13 protein-coding genes are annotated in these 17630 nt (G+C 72.7%); 9 read left to right on the top strand and 4 right to left on the bottom strand.

Features of this window, described 5'->3' with window-relative positions; all coding sequences use genetic code 11:
* The first annotated feature begins 122 nt into the window (after nucleotides 1–122).
* The 8 genes from C4T42_RS27085 (at nucleotide 123) to C4T42_RS27120 (ending at nucleotide 10809) form a co-directional block, all read left to right on the top strand.
* Nucleotides 123–2588 carry a PAS domain-containing sensor histidine kinase gene (locus C4T42_RS27085; protein WP_103986186.1) on the top strand — a complete coding sequence of 822 codons (2466 nt, stop codon included), beginning with the start codon at nucleotides 123–125 and terminating at the stop codon, nucleotides 2586–2588.
* Nucleotides 2585–3949 carry a sigma-54 dependent transcriptional regulator gene (locus C4T42_RS27090; protein WP_020095571.1) on the top strand — a complete coding sequence of 455 codons (1365 nt, stop codon included), beginning with the start codon at nucleotides 2585–2587 and terminating at the stop codon, nucleotides 3947–3949. The genes C4T42_RS27085 and C4T42_RS27090 overlap by 4 nt, the downstream gene beginning before the upstream one ends.
* A gap of 196 nt (nucleotides 3950–4145) precedes the next feature.
* Entirely contained in the window at nucleotides 4146–4397 is a 252-nt protein-coding gene (hfq, locus tag C4T42_RS27095; protein ID WP_007563033.1) for an RNA chaperone Hfq, read from the top strand.
* A 249-nt stretch (nucleotides 4398–4646) separates the two neighbouring features.
* Complete coding sequence (gene hflX / locus C4T42_RS27100; protein WP_020095570.1) at nucleotides 4647–6059, top strand: GTPase HflX; 1413 nt, start codon at nucleotides 4647–4649, stop codon at nucleotides 6057–6059.
* Nucleotides 6059–7384 carry an adenylate/guanylate cyclase domain-containing protein gene (locus C4T42_RS27105; RefSeq protein WP_042672425.1) on the top strand — a complete coding sequence of 442 codons (1326 nt, stop codon included), beginning with the start codon at nucleotides 6059–6061 and terminating at the stop codon, nucleotides 7382–7384. The genes hflX and C4T42_RS27105 overlap by 1 nt, the downstream gene beginning before the upstream one ends.
* A gap of 157 nt (nucleotides 7385–7541) precedes the next feature.
* Nucleotides 7542–8528 carry a putative selenate ABC transporter substrate-binding protein gene (locus C4T42_RS27110; protein WP_244603291.1) on the top strand — a complete coding sequence of 329 codons (987 nt, stop codon included), beginning with the start codon at nucleotides 7542–7544 and terminating at the stop codon, nucleotides 8526–8528.
* Nucleotides 8529–8533: 5 nt separating this feature from the next.
* Nucleotides 8534–9250, top strand: coding sequence for an ATP-binding cassette domain-containing protein (locus C4T42_RS27115; protein WP_103986187.1), 717 nt, complete (start codon nucleotides 8534–8536; stop codon nucleotides 9248–9250).
* Nucleotides 9250–10809, top strand: coding sequence for an ABC transporter permease (locus C4T42_RS27120; protein ID WP_103986188.1), 1560 nt, complete (start codon nucleotides 9250–9252; stop codon nucleotides 10807–10809). The genes C4T42_RS27115 and C4T42_RS27120 overlap by 1 nt, the downstream gene beginning before the upstream one ends.
* A 154-nt stretch (nucleotides 10810–10963) precedes the next feature.
* Here the strand turns inward: C4T42_RS27120 and C4T42_RS27125 are convergent, their stop codons facing one another.
* Complete coding sequence (locus tag C4T42_RS27125; RefSeq protein ID WP_103986189.1) at nucleotides 10964–13210, bottom strand: TonB-dependent siderophore receptor; 2247 nt, start codon at nucleotides 13208–13210, stop codon at nucleotides 10964–10966.
* 229 nt (nucleotides 13211–13439) lie between these two features.
* A complete protein-coding gene (locus C4T42_RS27130; protein WP_103986190.1) occupies nucleotides 13440–14816 on the bottom strand; it encodes an alpha/beta hydrolase in 1377 nt (458 codons plus the stop codon).
* A 285-nt stretch (nucleotides 14817–15101) separates the two neighbouring features.
* Here C4T42_RS27130 and C4T42_RS27135 point away from each other — a divergent pair, with 285 nt between their 5' ends.
* Nucleotides 15102–15287, top strand: a complete 186-nt coding sequence (locus tag C4T42_RS27135; protein ID WP_056524620.1) for a hypothetical protein — start codon at nucleotides 15102–15104, stop codon at nucleotides 15285–15287.
* A 43-nt stretch (nucleotides 15288–15330) separates the two neighbouring features.
* Here the strand turns inward: C4T42_RS27135 and C4T42_RS27140 are convergent, their stop codons facing one another.
* A complete protein-coding gene (locus C4T42_RS27140) occupies nucleotides 15331–16968 on the bottom strand; it encodes an acyl-CoA synthetase (protein WP_103986191.1) in 1638 nt (545 codons plus the stop codon).
* A 94-nt stretch (nucleotides 16969–17062) separates the two neighbouring features.
* The gene (locus C4T42_RS27145; RefSeq protein WP_020095561.1) at nucleotides 17063–17623 is read right to left on the bottom strand and encodes a PAS domain-containing protein; all 561 of its coding nucleotides are present in this window, start codon (nucleotides 17621–17623) and stop codon (nucleotides 17063–17065) included.
* Nucleotides 17624–17630: the final 7 nt, after the last annotated feature.

Here is a 17630-nt window from a genome sequence, read left to right on the forward strand (position 1 = left end):
GGTACGGGCGGGGCGGGGCGGGGTCAAGGCCGCCCGCGTGCGGCGGATCGCGCCGCCGATCCGCCGCCCGGACGCCCGGATTCGTATTAATTCCGCCACACTGTTGTGGCCCTGCACCAGTCATGCCGTTCCTGAGACGCTCACGGACAGAGGAAGGCCCCGCGTCGGTCCCCGAGAGGGGTGCCGACGGGGCGGGCCAGGACGCGGGCCAGCAGGACGCCGTCCAGCAGGACGCTGTCCAGCCGGCCGCGGATCAGCGGGACGCGGGCACGCCCGCGGGCCCCGAGGCGTCCCAGCCGTCCGGCACGCCCCTGGCGGAATCGCTGCGGCCGGGCCCGCGCGGTCCCGGCTGGATCGGCGCCGCCATGGTGATCACCGCCCTGGTCTCGGCGCTCGCGACCTTCCTGATCCTGGCCGGGGTGATCCGGGTGACGCCGACGCCGGCCTACGGCGTGACGCTGCTGGCCATCAACGCCGCCCTGGTGCTCGGCCTCGCGGTCATCATCGCCTGGGAGGCGCGGGTCTTCCTGCACGCCCGCAAGGCCAACGCCGCGGTGGCGCGCCTGCACACCCGCATCGTCGGCCTGTTCTCGCTGATCGCGATCCTGCCGACGATCCTGCTCGCAGTGGTCGCCTCGGTGACGATCGACCGGGGCCTGTCGCTCGGCTTCACCGACCGGGTCCGGGACGTGGTGCTGAAATCCGTGGAGGTGGCCGACGCCTACCAGGAGAACCAGTGCCAGAGCCTCGCCCGCGAGATCCGCATCCTCGCCGACGACCTCACCCGGGCCCGGCCGAACTTCGACGTGAACCGGGACTGGTTCCAGACCTTCCTGACCACCCGGGCGACCAATCTCGGCCTGCCGGTGGCGCAGATCATGCGCGGCCCCACCGAGGTGGTGGCCCGGGCCAAGATCGACGTCCTGAAGACGAACCGCCTGCCCTCGGCGGCGGCCTTCGAGGACGCGGCGAACTCCGCCGATCCGATCTGCCTCCTGCCCACCGAGGGCCGGGTCTTCGCCGCGCTGCTGCGCATGCCGGCCTACGACGACGCCGTGCTGATGGTGCAGCGGGAGGTGAGCCAGCTCGCCATCGAGTTCCCGGGCGTGTCCCGGGCAGCGGCGGCCGAGTACCTCACCTACGATTCGCTGCGCCGCTCGATCCAGATCACCTTCGCGTCGGTGTTCCTGCTGATCGCGCTGATCGCGCTGCTCTCGGCCGTCTGGTTCGGCATGAACTTCGCCAACCGGTTCGTGGCGCCGATCCGGCGGCTGATCAACGCCGCCGACCAGGTGGCGTCGGGCAATTTCTACGCCCAGGTGCCGACCAAGAAGACCAGCGGCGACCTCGCCCACCTGGGCGAGAGCTTCAACAAGATGACCCAGGAGCTGCGCCGCCAGCACGCCGGCCTGATCGCCGCGAGCGACCTGATCGACACCCGCCGCCGCTTCACCGAGGCCGTGCTGTCGGGGGTCTCGCCCGGGGTGATCGGCCTCGACGCGGCGGGCTTCGTCACCATCGCCAACCCCGCCGCCGAGCGGATGCTCGACCTCGCGAGCGACGCCCTGGTCGGAGAGCCGCTGGCCCGCGCGGTGCCGGAGCTCGCGCCGGTGCTGGCCGAGAGCGAGGCGCGCCCGCGCAGCCTGCAGCAGCAGCAGGTCCAGCTCACCCGGTCCCGGGGCGAGCGCACCATCACGGTGCGGGTCACGAGCGAGCAGGCGCAGGGGGCGTCCCGCGGCTCGGTGGTGACGCTCGACGACATCACCGACCTCGTCCAGGCGCAGCGCAGCTCCGCCTGGGGCGACGTGGCGCGCCGCATCGCCCACGAGATCAAGAACCCGCTGACCCCGATCCAGCTCTCCGCCGAGCGGATCCGCCGCAAGTACGGGAAGGTCATCACCGCCGACAAGGAGGTGTTCGACCAGTGCACCGCCACGATCGTGCGCCAGGTGGACGAGATCAAGCGCATGGTCGACGAGTTCTCGGCCTTCGCGCGGATGCCGAAGCCCGCCATCGCGCCGAACGACCTCACCGAGATCGCCAAGCAGAACCTGTTCATGATGCGGGTCGCGCACCCGGACATCGACTTCGCGTTCTCGGCCCAGGGCGGCGCGGGCAGTGCGGAGAAGATCGTGGCGGCCTTCGACATCAGGCTGCTCAGCCAGGTGATCACCAACATCCTCAAGAACGCCGTCGAGGCGGTGGCCGAGGTGCCGGAGGCCGAGCTCGGCAAGGGCAAGATCAGCCTGAACCTCGCTGTCGAGGACGGGTTCGCGGTGATCGCCGTCACCGACAACGGCAAGGGATTCCCGGCCGAGGGGCGCCAGCGCCTGCTCGAGCCCTACATGACCACCCGCGAGGGTGGAACCGGGCTGGGGCTTGCTATCGTCAGCAAGGTGCTCGAGGAGCACGGCGGCGGGATCGAGCTGAACGACAATCCCGCCGGCCGCGGCGGCCAGGTCCGGATGCGGGTCCCGCGCGAGCACGGGCCCGAGCCGGCGGCGGCGGCCCCTGAGACCAGTCCCGTCACGACAGAGGAGAAGGGCGCCGCGCCGACGGCCCCCCGGATCGCGGAGATGCACGCATGAGCGCCGATATCCTGATCGTCGACGACGAGGCCGACATCCGCGACCTCGTCGCCGGGATCCTGGACGACGAGGGCCACCGCTGCCGCACGGCCGGCGGCTCGGACGAGGCGCTCGCCGCCATCGAGGCGCGCCGGCCGCACCTCGTCTTCCTCGACATCTGGCTGCAGGGCTCCCGGCTCGACGGCCTGCAGGTGCTCGACCTGATCAAGGCCGCGAACCCCGACCTGCCGGTGGTGATGATCTCGGGCCACGGCAACATCGAGACCGCGGTCTCGGCCATCAAGGCGGGCGCCTACGACTTCATCGAGAAGCCGTTCAAGGCCGACCGGCTGATCCTGGTGGCCGAGCGGGCGCTGGAGGCCTCCCGGCTCCGGCGCGAGGTCCGCGACCTGACGGCGCGCTCCGGCGCCACCAACCGCATCGTCGGCACGTCGCTCGCCATCAACCAGCTGCGCCAGACCCTCGACCGGGTGGCGCCGACGAACGCCCGGGTGATGATCACCGGGGCGCTGGGCGCCGGCAAGGAACTCGCGGCGCGCAGCCTGCACAAGGCCTCGGCCCGCTCGAACGGCCCGTTCGTGCTCCTCAACGCGGCGGCGATCCTGCCCGAGACCATGGAGGCCGAGCTGTTCGGGGTCGAGGGCGAGAGCGGCCGGCGGGTCGGCGCCCTGGAGGAGGCCCACGGCGGCACCCTCTACCTCGACGAGGTCGCCGACATGCCGCGGGAGACCCAGAACCGGATCCTGCGCGTCCTCGTCGACCAGAACTTCCAGCGGGTCGGCGGCACGACGCGGGTCCACGTCGATGTCCGCATCATCTCCTCGTCCTCCCGGGACCTTCAGGAGGAGATCGCCGCCGGCCGCTTCCGCGAGGACCTGTTCCACCGCCTGTCGGTGGTGCCGATCCGGGTCCCGGCCCTGTCGGAGCGCCGGGAGGACGTGCCCGAGCTGATCCAGTTCTTCATGGACAACATCTCGTCCCAGACCGGGCTGCCCAAGCGCCGGATCGCCGAGGACGCCATGGCGGTGCTGCAGTCGCACAACTGGCCGGGAAACGTGCGCCAGCTCAAGAACAACGTCGAGCGGCTGATGATCCTGACCCAGGCCGACCCGGAGCAGGAGGTCACCTCGGAGATGCTGCCCTCCGAGATCGGCGCCCTGGTGCCGACGACGCCGGGCGGCGCGGGCGGCGAGAAGCTGATGAGCCTCGCGCTCCGGGAGGCCCGCGAGATCTTCGAGCGCGAGTACCTCGTGGCGCAGATCGCGCGGTTCTCGGGCAACATCTCCCGCACCGCCGAGTTCATCGGCATGGAGCGCTCGGCCCTGCACCGCAAGTTGAAGTCTCTCGGCATCGGCCCGTGAGGCCGCGGCGCCGGCGCGCGCGTTGAGGGCGGGGCCGATCCGTCACGGATCGGCTGGAACGGGGGTTGCTTGCACCCACGCTTTCACGTCGTCATGGTGTTGGTATACACGGCCCTGGACCGGATGATCGGACGATCCGGCCCGCGGCATACTCCTCCCGGACCGAGCGAGCCGGGACAACAAGAAGGCCAAGAAGATGGCGGGCGAACGCGCACAGAACCTTCAGGACACCTTTCTCAACCATGTCCGCAAGAACAAGATTCCGCTGACCATCTTCCTCGTCAACGGCGTCAAGCTGCAGGGCGTGGTGACGTGGTTCGACAATTTCTGCGTGCTGCTGCGCCGGGACGGGCACTCGCAGCTGGTCTACAAGCACGCGATCTCCACGATCATGCCGGGCCACCCGGTGCAGCTGTTCGAGCCGGACGAGACCGCCGAGAAGGCGTGAGGGCCGGCGGCCCCGGCGCCTAGCGGGCCGGAAGCCGGGGATCGGGCGGGTCGGAGGCCCGATGCGCCGCGCGGGCGACGCCGCGCGACCGGCGCGGCCGCGGCGGGGGGAGGGCGGAGACCCCGCCCGCCGACGGATATCTGTGCCCGTTGACGGCCGGCATCTTGGCCCGGCCCGCCCGCATCCCCATTCTGACACTCCGACCTCTCCAACGAAGCCGTCGCCCGGGGCGGCGGCGCCGAAGGCCGTATGACCGAAACGCTGACGTCCGGCGAAGCCCGCCTCCAGGCGCAGGCCGCCCCCGAGGGCGAGATCGCCGCGGCGACCCACACCCTGGTGATCGGCCCCTACCTCGCCCGCGGCGCGGCGGGGGCCGGCCCCGGACCGGCCGCGCCGTCGCGCTCCGTGGAGGCCCGCCTCGACGAGGCGACCGGGCTCGCCGCCGCGATCGAGCTCGACGTGGTCGAGAGCCTCGCCGTCAGCCTGCCGCGGATCCGGCCCTCCACCTATCTCGGCAAGGGCCGGGTCGAGGAGATCGCCGGCCTGATCCGCGCCCGCGAGATCGGCCTCGTCGTGATGGACTGCGCCCTGTCGCCGGTGCAGCAGCGCAACCTCGAGAAGGCCTGGGGCGCCAAGGTCATCGACCGCACCGGCCTGATCCTGGAGATCTTCGGGCGCCGCGCCTCCACGCGCGAGGGCACGCTGCAGGTCGAGCACGCCCACCTCGCCTACCAGAAGTCCCGCCTCGTCCGCTCCTGGACCCACCTGGAGCGCCAGCGCGGCGGCTTCGGCTTCCTGGGCGGCCCCGGCGAGACCCAGATCGAGGCCGACCGGCGCATGATCCAGGAGCGCATGACCCGGATCGAGCGCGACCTCGACGCGGTGGTGCGCACCCGCGGCCTGCACCGGCAGAGCCGGGCCCGTGTGCCGTACCCGATCGTCGCGCTCGTCGGCTACACGAACGCCGGGAAGTCGAGCCTGTTCAACGCCCTGACCCGGGCCGAGGTCACCGCCAAGGACATGCTGTTCGCGACCCTCGACCCCACCGCGCGGGCGACCAAGCTGCCCCACGGCGAGACCGTGATCCTGTCGGACACGGTGGGCTTCATCTCCGACCTGCCGACGCCCCTGATCGCGGCCTTCCGGGCGACGCTCGAGGACGCCATCGAGGCCGACGTGCTGCTCCACGTGCGGGACGTCGCCCACGTCGATTCCGAGGCCCAGGCCGAGGATGTCGGCGAGGTCCTGCGCGAGCTCGGCATCGAGACCAGCACCGACCGGATCATCGAGGTCTGGAACAAGGCCGACCTGCTCGACGACGACGAGCGCGCGCGGCTCCTGAACCTCAGCGGCCAGGCCAGGGCCCGCAACGACCGCGACAGCGCCGCGCCGGTCCTGGTCTCGGCGGTGACCGGGGAGGGGCTCGCCGCGCTGTCGGCCCGGATCGAGGCGCGGATCGGGCGCAACCGCGCGAGCTTCGCGGTGGCGCTGCCGCCGGAGGACGGGGCGGCGCTGAACTGGCTCTACGAGAACGCCGAGATCCTCGACCGCCGGTCGGAGGCCGACGGCACCCTGCACCTCGCGATCCGGATCGCCCCCGAGAAGGAGCCGCGCTTCCTCAACCGCTTCGCGGCGGCCCGGCGCCTCGGCCGGGGCGGTTGATGGCCTCGGGCAGCGCCGGCAACCCGACGCTCTCCGCGCTGCGGCCCGCGCGGGCTCCTGCCGAGGGCCGGGCGGATCCCGGATCGGACGACGAGGCGGTGCTGCGGACCATGCAGGCCGGCGGCGGCCTGCGCCTGCTCGGCCTCCGGGTGGTGATCGTGCTGGTGCTGCTGATGGCGGCCCAGGCCTATGACGGCTCTCTGCACGCCCTGAGCCACTGGTTCATCCTCGGCCTGTACGGCCTCGGCACGATCTGGTTCGGGCTGCGGGAGCGGGGCGGCGGCCCCGCGGCCAGCGCCTACAGCTGGGCCGGCACCGGCCTCAATGCCGGGCTCGCCGTCTACGTGATCATCGAGCACATGCTGGCCGGCGGCGGGGCGGGGCTCGGCGCCGACGCGGTGAGCCGCCTGCCCGCCTTCCTGCTCCTGCTCCAGACCGGCCTGAGCATGCGGGTGGCGCAGACCCTGCTGTTCTGCGGGCTCGTCACCGTCTGCTGGAGCGCGGCCTTCCTGGTCGGCCTGATCCATCCGGACCTGTTCCCGAACGCCGACACCTTCCCGACCGCGCAGCTCACCGGGCTCGCCACCTTCATGGCGGCGGGCCTCCTGGTGGTCGACGGCATGGTCCGCCTGCGCGCCGCGGTGGTGCGGGCCCTGCGCATGGAGCACGAGCGGACCCAGCTCGCCCGCTTCGTGCCCGACACGGTCGCCCTCGACCTCGCCGCCGACGACGGCGATTCCGGCCTCGGCATCCACCGGCGCCACGCCTGCCTGATGATCCTCGACATCCGCGGCTTCTCGCGGCTCTCCCGCGAGCACCCGCCCGAGGCCATGGTGACGGCCCTGCTGGGGGTCCGGGCGGCGGCCCAGGCGGCGGTGGCGGAGCAGGGCGGCCTCGTCGACAAGTATATCGGCGACGCGGTGCTGGTGCAGTTCGTCGTCGGCCATCCCGACGTCCAGGCGCGCGCGGCGCTCGCCTGCGCCCTGTCGATCCGCGACCGGATCGCCGCGCTCAACGCGGCCCGCGCCCGGGAGAATCTGTTCCCCCTGCGGGTCGTGGTCGCCCTGCACGCGGGCGACCTGCTGGTCGGGGTCTTCGACGACGGCGTGCGGGCCGAGTACACGGTGCTGGGCCCGGCGATGAACGCCCTGGCGCGGATCGAGACCCAGGCCAAGGCGGCCGAGATCGAGATCGCCGCGTCGGGAGACTTCCTGGACCTGCTCGGCGGCGTGCTCCCGGCCGGGATCCGGGCCGTGCCGGTGCCGGACGCCGCCCTGCCGGAGCACCTCACCCTGTCGGCGATCGCGGTGGCGCCCGGCGCCTGAGACGGATTTCCGGGTGGATCCCGGCGGCGTCTCGGCGGTCTCCCGGCGCCGCAGGGCGCCGGGATCGCGAGGATCGAGGCTGGCGCGCGCGGCGTCTTCTGCTACGCCCGCCGTGTTGCGAGCCCACCGTGCGTGGGCGTGGTGCCACGAGGACGCGATGCAGGGATCGACGCTGGGATCGAAGCCGGGCTCCAAGCCGGGCTCCAAGCCGGGCTCCAAGCCGGGATCGAGGTCGGGATCGAAGCCGGGACCGGGCTGGCTGGGGCGGCTCGCCCTGGGCGTCCTGGCGGCCCTGGCCGCCGCCGGGCCGGCGCGGGCGCAGGAGAAGCCGGCCGCGAAGGCGCTCCCGCCCCTCGTCTTCACCGGCATCCCCGACCAGGACGAGAGCCGGCTGGTCGAGCGCTTCGGCAAGGTCGCCGCCTATCTGGAGGCCGAGCTCGGCGTGCCGGTGCGCTACATCCCGGTGAAGAGCTACCCGGCGGCGGTCACCGCCTTCACCAACGGGCAGGTGCAGCTCGCGTGGTTCGGCGGCTTCACCGGCGTCCAGGCGCGCAAGGCCGTGCCGGGCTCCCAGGCGATCGCGCAGGGCGCCGAGGACGCGGCGTTCAAGACCTACGTCATCGCCAACGCCGCCACCGGGCTGAAGCCGGAGAAGGATTTCCCGAAGGCCGTAGCGGGCAGGACCTTCACGTTCGGCGCCCGCGCCTCGACCTCCGGGCGGCTGATGCCCGAGTACTTCGTCCGGCAGGCCTTCCCGGGGAAGACCCCGGAGCAGGTCTTCGCCCGGGTCGGCTTCTCGGGCGACCACACCCGGACGATCCAGCTGGTCCAGTCCGGCGCCTTCGCGGTCGGCGCCGTCGACTACTCGGTCTGGGACCTCGACTCGAAGGCCGGCAAGGTCGACCCGAAGGCCGTCTCGGTGATCTGGGAGAGCCCGACCTTCCCCGATTACCAGTGGACCGTGCGGGGCGACGTGGAGCAGACCTACGGCGCCGGCTTCACCGACAGGCTGCGGGCCGCGCTGACCGGCATCGCCGACCCGGCGATCCTGGAGCCGTTCGGGCGCTCGAAGTTCATCCCCGTGACCAACGCGGCCTACGAGCCCCTCGTCGAGGTCGGACGCTCCACCGGCCTCCTGGACTGACGCGCGTGTCGCGCGGCGCGGCAGCCGGCGAGGAGTCGGGCGACGAGTCGGGCGCGGGGTCCGGCGCGGCCATCGTCCTGGCGAACGCCTCCGCGGCCTATGACGGGCGCCCGGTTCTGTCGGGCCTCGACCTGACCGTGCGGGCGGGCGAGCGGGTCGCGCTCATGGGGCGCTCGGGGGCCGGCAAGTCGACCCTGATCGGCCTGATCCACGGGCAGGCCCCCGGGCGGGTGGCCCTGGTGCCGCAGGCGGCCGCCCTGGTGCGGCCGCTCTCGGTGTTCCACAACGTCTACATGGGCCGCCTCGACCGGCGCTCGACCCTGCACAACCTGCGGACCCTGGTCCGGCCGGCGCGGGCCGACGTCGCCGCCGTGGCGGCGGTCCTCGACCGGGTCGGGCTCGCGGACCGGCTCTGGGACCGGGCCGGGGAGCTCTCCGGCGGCCAGCAGCAGCGCGTCTCGGTGGCCCGCGCCCTCTACAACGGACGGCCGATCCTGGTGGCGGACGAGCCGGTCTCGGCGCTGGACCGCCAGCAGGGCGGCCGGATCCTCACCGAGCTGGCCCGCGGGCACGAGACCCTGATCCTGGCGCTCCACGACGTGGCCCTGGCCCTCGCCCACACCGACCGGGTCGTGGTGCTGGAGGCCGGCCGGATCGTCCTCGACGCGCCCTCGGCCGGCCTCGACCCGGCGCGGCTCAGCCCGTTCTACGAGGCCGCCTGATGGGCGCTCTCGCCGGCAAGGCCGCGTTCCTGCCGCGGCCGGGCTACGCGGCGGTGAGCCGCTGGTTCCTGGCGGCGGCGCTCGCCGGCCTGCTGGTCGCCGACCTGCAGGTCACGACCCTCCACCCCTTCGCCGACCTCGCCCGGCTGCTGGGCGGCCTGATCCGGCCCGATTTCCCCGCCGTCGAGGGCTGGAGCGTCCTCTACACCGTGGCCTTCGCGATGCTCGGCGTCGGGCTCGGGGCCGGGACGGGGCTGCTGCTCGCCGTCCCCTTCGCCCGCTCGCGCGCCGTCCGGCTCGCCTGCGCGGGCCTGCGCGCCGTCCACGAGCTGTTCTGGGCGCTGCTGCTGATGCAGGTCTTCGGCCTGTCGGCGACCACCGGCGTCCTCGCCATCGCGCTGCCCTACGCGGGCATCTGCGCCAAGGTCTACGCCGAGTTGATCGAGGAGGCCGACCTCGCGGCGCTCCGCGTCCTGCCCGCGGGCACCGGCGCGGTCTCGGCCTTCCTCTACGCGCGCCTGCCCGAAGTGGCCGGACGGATTCGCGACTACACCCTCTATCGCCTCGAATGCGGCCTGCGCTCCAGCCTCGTGCTGGGCTTCATCGGCCTGCCGACCATGGGCTTCGCCTTCGAATCCGCCTTCCGCCAGGGCCGCTACGCCGAGGCCGGGGCGCTGCTCCTGATCTTCTACGCGCTGATCGGCACGCGCCGGCTCTGGGTGCGCGCCCGGACCCTGCCGTTCCTCCTCGTCGGCGCCGTGCTGGCGCTGCCGCCGACCGTCGGCAGCGCGGCGATCGGCCCGAGCCTCGCCCGCTTCCTCGGCCACGACGTCGTGCCGGCCCCGCTCCGGGGCGCGCCGCTCGCCGAGCCCGAGACCTGGGCGCGGCTCTGGTCGTGGCTGCGCCCGATCCTGACCGAGCAGGTCCTGCCCGGGACCGCCCAGACCCTGATCCTGGCGCAGATCGCCCTGGCCGCCACCGCCCTCGGGGCCCTCGTCCTGTTCCCGCTGACCGCGCGGCGCTTCGCCGGGCCGATCGGGCGGCCGCTGGGGCGGGCGCTCCTCGTGGTGGTGCGCTCCACGCCGGAATACATGCTGGCCTACGTCGCCCTGCAGCTGCTCGGCCCCTCGATGCTGCCGGCGATCCTGGCGCTGGCCCTGCACAATGCCGGCATCGTCGCCTACCTGATGGGCCGGCACGCCGACGCGATCCCCTACCGGGCGGACGCGCCGCGGGGCCTCGACCTCTACGCCTACGAGACCGTGCCGCGGCTCTACGGGCAGTTCCTGGCCTACCTGCTCTACCGCTGGGAGCTGATCCTGCGGGAGAGCGCGATCTTCGGCATCCTGGGGGTCACGACCTTGGGCTTCTATGTCGACGCCGCGATCTCGGAATTGCGCCTCGACGTGGCCCTGGTGCTGATCGCCGCCACCGCGCTGGTGACGATGGCGGTCGACGCGTTCTCGCGGGCGCTCCGCCGGTCCCTGCGGATCGACACCCTGCCGACCCGGCTCTCCGGGCCGCAGCCGATCACCGGGGCGGAGGCTGCGGACGGCTGATCGGAGCGCCGCCGTCGCTGCGAGCGGAGCGAAGCAATCCAGCAGCGCCACACCCGCCGATGTCGCGCTGCCCTGGATCGCCTCGCTGCACTCGCGATGACGGGGCTGGTCACCATGCTGCGGGCGGCCGCAAACAAGAACCGCCCGGGCCACCTCACCACTTGTAGCTGACCTTCGCCAGCACCCGCCGGGCGTCGCCGTAGAAGCAGGACACGTTCGACTGGCAGGAGGCGACGTAGCGCCGGTCGGCGAGGTTCGAGGCGTTCACCTGGAAGCGCCAGTTCTCGTAATCGTAATGCACCTGCGCGTCGAACAGCACGTAGTCGGGCACCCGCAGGGTGTTGGCCACGTCCGCGAAGGAGCTGCCGACGTAGCGCACGCCGCCGCCGAAGCCGAAGCCGCGCCACGGCCCGAGCGGGATGGTGTAGTCGGCGAACAGCGAGGCCAGGGTCTGGGGGATGTTGACCGGCGTCTTGCCGACCCGCACCGGATCGGCATCCCGCTCGGTGGTGAAGTCGAACTTGGTGAAGGACGCCACGAGGTTGAGGCCGTCGGCGACGTTGGCGACGAGCTGCGCCTCGAAGCCGGTGGAGCGCACCGCGCCGACCTGCGTCTGGAAGATCGTGTTCACCGGGTTGGGGGTGAGCACGTTGCTGCGGTGGATGTCGAAGCCCGCCAGCGTCAGGAAGTAGCCCTGGCCGGGCGGCTCGAACTTGACGCCGCCCTCGACCTGATCGCCGGTATCGGGCCTGAAGGTGCGGTTGTTGATGTCCACGCCGATCTGGGGCTGGAACGAGGTCGCGTACATGATGTAGGGCGCGAGGCCGAAGTCGAAGTTGTAGATCGCCGCCGCCCGGTAGGTGAAGGCGCTGTCGTTGCGGCCGTTGGTGTTGGCGGGCGTCAGGCGGTCGTAGACGGTGTTCTGGACGAAGTCCTGGCGGCCGCCGAGGATCAGGGTCAGCTCCGGCGTGAGCTTGATCTGGTCCTGGAAGTAGAGGCCGACCTGCTGGAACGAGTTGGCGTTGATCAGGTAGGGCGAGGCCGAGACCGCCTGCGGGCCGTAAGCGGGCGCGAGGATGTTGAGGTCGGGGCCGGGGAAGCCCGAGGCCTGGTTGTCGTGGATCTGGAAGTTCCGGTACTCCACGCCCATCAGGAAGTCGTGGCGGAAGAAGCCGTCGGAGAACTTGGCCTCGGCCTGCGTGTCGACGTCGAGCTGCGCGATCTTGGCGGAATCCCGGAACAGGTAGCGGCCGAGCTGGGTCTGGAGCGGGTCGGTGTAGCCGAGCTGGCCGATATAGGAGTTCTGGAAGCTCTGCGTGTAGCCGTAGCGGGCGTTCTGGCGCACCGCCCAGGTGTCGTCGAAGACGTGCTCGAACTCGTAGCCGATGAAGGCCTGGTCGCGCCGGAAGGTGTTGAAGCCGGCATCGCCCACGTTGAGCGAGCGCGGGATGCGCAGGCCGAGCACGGTCGGCCGGGCCGTGCCGTAATAGGGCAGGAAGTTCGCCGTCACGGCCGTGTTGTCGTGCTGGAAGCTCGACAGGACCGTGAACTTGGTCGACCCGTCCGGCTTATAGGTGAAGGCCGGGGCGATGTAGTAGCTGTCGTCCGGCGCGCCCTGGACCTGCGTGCCGCCGTTGCGGGCGTAGCCGGTCAGGCGGCCGAACCAGTGGCCCTCGGCGTCGGCCGGGCCGCCGACGTCGAAGGCGGCGTAGCGCTGGTCGAAGGAGCCGCCGCCGACCTCGACGAGCCCGAACGGGGTCTCGGTCGGGCGCTTGCTGATCTGGTTGATCAGGCCGCCGGGATTGCCGGCGCCGAACAGCACCGCGGAGGGGCCGCGCAGCACCTCGATGCGCTCCAGCCCGAACGTGTTCACGCGGCTGTAGGCGAAGCCGTAGTTCAGGAGCTGCAGGCCGTTGAGGTAGAGGCCGTAATCGCTGACCACGAAGCCGCGGAGCTGGAAGAAGTCGAGGCGCGTGTCGGCGCCGAAGGTGCCCGCGTAGGTGCCGGCGACGTACTGGGTCGCCTGGGTGAGGGTCTGGGCGTTCTGGGTGTCGAGCTGCTTGCGGCCCACGACGCTGATCGATTGCGGCGTCTCGATCAGCGGGGTGTTGGTCTTGGTCGCGGTCGCCGAGCGCCGGGCCACGTAGCCGTCGATCGGGCCGGTCGGGCTCTCCGCGCCGCGCACGGGTGCGCCGGCCGGGGCCCCGGAGGCCGGGCCGCCGCCCTGGCCGGTGACGCTCAGCTCCTCGAGCTGCACGCTGCCGCCGGCGGTCGGGCCGGCGCCGCCGCGGCGCGACGCGTCCTGGGCGAGGCTCGGCGCGGCCTGCGCCAGCACGGCGAGCGAGGCCCCGGCGAGCAGGGCGCGCAGGGTGATGCCGGGGAGGGGGTGGACGGCTCTCATGGTCTCTTGCCGGATGCGACGCTGCGGGCAGCCGACCGCGCGCGCCGGGGCCCACCCCCGCGTCTCGGCCGCGCTGTTTAGAATTGTGATAAAGTACTGTAAAACTTGATCTTTCTTCATCCGGACTACGGGCAGCCGGACGCGGCCGCAAGCGGCCTTCACGCGGAAGGCGACGCCTGTTGCCGTAGCGACACGTATCGGTGGTGCGGCGGGGGGCGGTCCCGCGGGGCTACTTCACCCGGTCCGCGAGCCAGCCGGCCAGGACGTCCGCGACGGCGTCGCTGTTCGTCTCCAGCATCATCATGTGGCCGTTGCCGTGGAGGCCGCGGTCGGCCAGCCGGACCACGTCCGGCCTGGCGCCGGCCTGGGTCAGGAACGCGACGGTGCAGTCGTCGTAGGTCGCGTGGAAGGAGGCCTCCGCGGTCACCACCACGGCCGGCACCTTGGCGAGGTTCGGCAGGGACCGGACGGGCTCGCCCTGCAGCCAGCAGCGGATCCGCCCGTCCGCCGCCCTGTCGGACTTGGATTCGGCCCCCTTGGCCGCCTGCGCCACCGTCAGGTCCTCGGGCGCCCGGACCGGCGGGTCGAAGGTCAGCGGCATGCGGGTCAGCCCGTAGGCGCGGGCGCGCCCGTCGCCGGTCTTCTCCCAGAACTCCTTGCCGCCGCGGAACTGCACGTCGAAGAAGGGCGGGCCGTTCGGCTCGACGGCGACATGCGCCTTCACGAGGTCCGGCCGCGCGTCCGAGGCCGCCCAGCCGAACAGGGCCGCCTGACCGTGGGTGAGCAGGATCGCCGGCCCGATCCTATCCAGCAGCGCCACGAGCGCTGGGTCGACCAGCTCCTCGGTCTGCTGGCTGTTGGCGAGGAACGGGACCTGGCTGGCGAAGAACTGGTCGAAGGCGGCGTTGCCCTGCACGCCGGCCCCGCCCGGCCAGCGGGTGTGGAGCTTGGCCTGCGGGTAGAGGTCGTAGACCTCGGGCGCCGTGTGGGTGCGCTCCAGGCTGCGGGTGCCGAGCCGGTCGTAGGGGCCGTAGACCTCCGGGTTGGTGCCCGAGCGCCCGCGCCCGACCTGATCGACCACGTAGACCTGGTAGCCCTTCTCGACGAAGCGCTGCACCCAGCCCGGGCGGCCGTCCGCGGTCGCGAGGTAGTTCACGCCGGTCTGGGCGAGGCCGTGGACCATCACCACCGGGTAGGGCTGCGTGACCCGGGCCGGGGTGCGTGACTGGACGAACATCTGGCCGACCATCACGGTCTTGTCGCCGAGCTTCTGGTAGCGGCCGCCGATGTAGAAGTAGCCGGCGCGGGTCACCGGCTCGGCCGGGCCCGGCTCCGCCGCCGCTCCCGGCGCGGCGGGGGCGGGCGCCGCGCTCCGGGGCGGGGCGTTCGGAGGCGTCGCGGGCTGGGGAGCGGGCAGGGGCGCGGGCTGGGCCGGGACCGGCCCCTGCGCCCGGGCGGGGCCCGCGACAGGCCCGGCTCCCAGCACAGTTCCCAGTCCGGCGGCCAGGATCAGCCCCTGAGCGGCGCGCAGCGCCGCGCGGGTGCCGTTCGCGGTGCCGTTCGCGGTGCCGTTCGCGATGCCGCCCGCGATGCCGCTGCCGGCCATGCCGTCTCTCCCGGATGCGCGCCGCTCCGCGCCGGCGCTTATTGCGGGAAACGCAACGTTCCACCAGCCAGGAAAGCTGCACGGTCCCGCGCGATCATCCCCGGCCGGACGAAGCGTCGCGGCGACCGGGATCGCGGCCGAGCCCGGCCCTCCGCGCATGCCAGGCGCGACCGCGGCGGCGCTGGCGCGGCGCGGGCGGCGCGCCCACTTTGGGGAGGCACCGGCGCCACAGCGGCGCCCCCCGCCCGGATCGCCCGCGGCGGGGCGAAGCCAAGGACTCCCGCCGTGGATCCCGAAACCGCCAAGACCCTGGTCTCCGCCGCCCTGGTCGCGTCGATCACCCTGTTCAGCCTCGTGTCGCTCCAGGCGTTCGTCGCCCAGATCCTGGCCGACCTCCGCGACGCCGGGTCCGCCCCGAAGCCTGTGCCGGTGCCGGTGCGCGTCGACCGCCGGGATCCGCCGCAGGCCTGACCGGCCCGCCGCTCCGATCGACGGGTGCCGGGCCGGGCGCGGATCAGGCCCCGTCCTGCCGGGCCCGCTCGCGCAGGATGAACTTCTGCACCTTGCCGGTGGAGGTCTTCGGCAGCTCGCCGAAGACCACGTGGCGGGGGAGCTTGTAGGAGGCCAGCCGCCCCCGGCACCACTGGATCAGCTCGTCGGCCGTGGGGGTCGCGCCGGCTTTGAGCTCGACGAAGGCGCAGGGCGTCTCGCCCCACTTCGCGTCGGGCTTGGCCACCACCGCGGCCGCGGCCACTGCCGGGTGCTTGAACAGGGCGTCCTCGACCTCGATCGACGAGATGTTCTCGCCGCCCGAGATGATGATGTCCTTCGAGCGGTCCTTGAGCTGCACGTAGCCGTCCGGGTGCTTCACCCCGAGGTCGCCGGTGCGGAACCAGCCGCCCTTGAAGGCGGCCTGCGTGGCCGCCGGGTTCTTGAGGTAGCCGCGCATCACCACGTTGCCGCGCATCATCACCTCGCCGATCGTCGCCCCGTCGGCGGGCACCGGCTCCAGCGTCTCCGGGTCGCGCACGTCGAGGGCCTCGAGCACCGGGTAGCGCACGCCCTGGCGGGCCTTCCGGGCTGCCCGCTGGTCGGCCGCCAGCGCGTCCCAGTCGGCGTGCCAGGCGTTGACCACCGCCGGGCCGTAGCTCTCGGTCAGGCCGTACAGGTGGGTCACGTCGAACCCGGCCTCCGACATGCCGGCCAGCACCGCCTCCGGCGGCGGGGCCGCGGCGGTGAAGAAGGCGACGCGCCGGGGCAGGTCGCGGCGCTCGGCATCGGCGGCGTTGATCAGCATCTGCATGACGATCGGCGCGCCGCAGAGATGCGTGACCCCGTGCTCGGCCATCAGCCGGTACATCGTCTCGGCCCGCACCTGCCGCAGGCAGACATGGGTCCCGGCCACGATCGACAGGGTCCAGGGGAAGCACCAGCCGTTGCAGTGGAACATCGGCAGGGTCCAGAGATAGACCGGGTGCTGGCCGAGCCCGCCCGTGATGACGTTGCCGAGGGCCAGCAGCGCCGCCCCGCGATGGTGGTAGACCACGCCCTTCGGGTCGCCGGTGGTGCCCGACGTGTAGTTCAGGGTGATCGCGTCCCACTCGTCGTCCGGCAGCCGCCAGTCGTGCTCCGGGTCGCCGCCGGCCAGGAAGGCCTCGTAGTCGGTCGCGCCCAGGCGGGCGCCCGGGCCGTCGTACTCGGGATCGTCGACGTCGATCACGAAGGGCTTGGGCTCCAGCCCCTCCAGGGCCCCGGCGGCCGTCCGGGAGAACTCGCGGTCGGTGATCAGCACCTTGGCCTCGCCGTGCTGCAGGCAGAAGCGGATCGCGTCGGCGTCGAGGCGGGTGTTGAGGGTGTTGAGCACCGCCCCGGTCATCGGCACGCCGTAGTGGCACTCGATCATCTCGGGGGTGTTGGCGAGCAGCGCCGCCACGGTGTCGCCGCGGCCGATCCCGCGCGCCGCCAGCGCCGAGGCGAGGCGGCGGGCCCGGGCGTAGACCTCCCGGTAGGGCCGCCGCAGGGGGCCGTGGACCACCGCGACGTGGTCGGGAAACACCCGCGCGGCCCGGTCCAGGTAGAGCAGGGGCGTCAGCGGCTGGTGGTTGGCCGGGACGCGGTCGAGGTCGCGGTCGTAGATCGTGTCGCGGGCCATCCCCGTCCTCCCGGCAAAGTGTTGCCGGGACAGTAGCTTGCCGGAACGGGCGCGATCAATCGGTCCGGCGGGGCTTCCGCGCCCCGTCGCGCGCTCAGTGGCGCGGCTCGTCCTCGGGCTCGGGCAGGAAGCGGGCGAGCTCGAAGCCGATCTCGATCATCAGGTGCTCGATCCGGTCGGTGAGCGACGGCCGGTGCAGGGCGCGGGCGAGGTCGCGCAGGGCGATGACGTGCTCGGCCATCCGGTTCACCACCCGCTCGCTCTGCACGAGGTTGGCGGCCTGCTCCTCGGTGCGGTCGATGGCGATGCCGCGCCCGCGGGTCGCCCCGCCGGCGGGGTCGCGCTCGATCCGGCCGCGCATCAGCAGCGTGCGGATCCCGGTGCGGGTGTCCTTCGTGCGGAACTCCGCCTCGACGGGACCGCCGGTCTCGGCCACCGCGTGGAGATAGCTCTCGATCCGGACGCGGTCCTCGGGATGGGTGCGGTCGAGGAAGGCCTCAAGGGACACGCCGGCGGCGGCCGCCTCGGGGTCCAGGCCGAGCAGATCCGCGAGCGGGGCCGAGAGCGCCAGCTGCCCCGCCCAGTAATCGTGGGCCCAGGTGCCCACGACGCCGGAGGCCTCCAGAATGGATTGCGGGATCGGGGCTTCGGACATGCCATTC

The sequence above is a fragment of the Methylobacterium sp. 190mf genome (assembly GCF_900107945.1).
Classification (GTDB): Bacteria; Pseudomonadota; Alphaproteobacteria; order Rhizobiales; family Beijerinckiaceae; genus Methylobacterium.

Coding starts and splice junctions, on each gene's coding strand:
- C4T42_RS27085 (WP_103986186.1), top strand. CDS start 123: ATGCCGTTCCTGAGACGCTCACGGACAGAGGAAGGCCCCGCGTCGGTC.
- C4T42_RS27090 (WP_020095571.1), top strand. CDS start 2,585: ATGAGCGCCGATATCCTGATCGTCGACGACGAGGCCGACATCCGCGAC.
- hfq (WP_007563033.1), top strand. CDS start 4,146: ATGGCGGGCGAACGCGCACAGAACCTTCAGGACACCTTTCTCAACCAT.
- hflX (WP_020095570.1), top strand. CDS start 4,647: ATGACCGAAACGCTGACGTCCGGCGAAGCCCGCCTCCAGGCGCAGGCC.
- C4T42_RS27105 (WP_042672425.1), top strand. CDS start 6,059: ATGGCCTCGGGCAGCGCCGGCAACCCGACGCTCTCCGCGCTGCGGCCC.
- C4T42_RS27110 (WP_244603291.1), top strand. CDS start 7,542: ATGCAGGGATCGACGCTGGGATCGAAGCCGGGCTCCAAGCCGGGCTCC.
- C4T42_RS27120 (WP_103986188.1), top strand. CDS start 9,250: ATGGGCGCTCTCGCCGGCAAGGCCGCGTTCCTGCCGCGGCCGGGCTAC.
- C4T42_RS27125 (WP_103986189.1), bottom strand. CDS start 13,210: ATGAGAGCCGTCCACCCCCTCCCCGGCATCACCCTGCGCGCCCTGCTC.
- C4T42_RS27130 (WP_103986190.1), bottom strand. CDS start 14,816: ATGGCCGGCAGCGGCATCGCGGGCGGCATCGCGAACGGCACCGCGAAC.
- C4T42_RS27140 (WP_103986191.1), bottom strand. CDS start 16,968: ATGGCCCGCGACACGATCTACGACCGCGACCTCGACCGCGTCCCGGCC.
- C4T42_RS27145 (WP_020095561.1), bottom strand. CDS start 17,623: ATGTCCGAAGCCCCGATCCCGCAATCCATTCTGGAGGCCTCCGGCGTC.